The sequence below is a fragment of the Vibrio sp. Vb2880 genome (assembly GCF_033337975.1).
Lineage (GTDB): Bacteria > Pseudomonadota > Gammaproteobacteria > Enterobacterales > Vibrionaceae > Vibrio > Vibrio alginolyticus.
Map to the genome: position 1 here is coordinate 1 of NZ_JAWORT010000077.1, position 889 is coordinate 889.

The window sequence follows — 889 nt, forward strand, 5'->3', positions numbered from 1 at the left end:
GGTTTCTGTGCTCTGCGAAAGCCAGTTACCACGGTTCAGAAACTTGCCGGTTAATGAACCTTCGAAAAAACCACCTTGCCGGGTGGTTTTTTCGTTTCAGTCCCAAGAGATTACATTTTGATTAGAGTGATCTCAAGACAGACAGAACAAAACCATGTGTGACACTACATCTAACGACTGGAATCAACTTCATATATCATTGTTATTGTTCTTAAAAACTGACTTTACAATTATCAAAAATAAAGCAGATACCTCAGCAACTGTTCCAGCAATCAAAGCCAAATAAACACTAGTAGTTACAGTCCTTGCGTCTGCTTGCATAAAGCCACTTCGTATCAGAGAAAGCTCTTCATCAACTACGTGATATAGCATGCTTATGACCATCCAGTTCATTACAGCAACCAAAATTGTCATAGCCAGAGTAACGCCACTTTTTGTCCATCTCAGATGCCGTCTATCTGCTGAATCGTCGACGTCACTAAAGAACTTCTTGGGTTGTTTTACCGCTTGTTTTTCTTTTGAGGTATCGCCTTCAGTAAATCCATCTAGGCTATCGGACACAATCAAACCCTCTTGAATAAAAAAAGAAGGCCAGTTTAAGCTGGCCTTCTCCTTAACACATCAAGTGATAAGTTAATTTGCAGTAGATGTACGGTTCACTCGCTTAAGAATAGGCATTCGTAGAGCATAAAATTGCTTACTGTCTCTATCGATAGCTGCGATTTCGTGACCACTTTCGGACTCGTCCACAGCCCACTCAAGCATTGTTAACGCGTAGTTGAACAACTCTTTTTTAGTACTTATGCCGCACTTCTTCATTAAAGAATCGAGTTCATCCAACCTATCTTCAGGTAGATCGAATTGCATACGTACATTTTTCATAACTAAT

General features: G+C 40.0%; 2 protein-coding genes. Both read right to left on the reverse strand.

The window, feature by feature from the left end; genetic code table 11:
* Window positions 1-189: 189 nt before the first annotated feature.
* Complete coding sequence (locus R7M92_RS24975) at window positions 190-561, reverse strand: hypothetical protein (RefSeq protein ID WP_024242345.1); 372 nt, start codon at window positions 559-561, stop codon at window positions 190-192.
* Window positions 562-633: 72 nt separating this feature from the next.
* Window positions 634-889 (reverse strand): hypothetical protein (locus tag R7M92_RS24980; protein ID WP_318134576.1); only part of this gene is annotated, 256 nt, incomplete at its 5' end.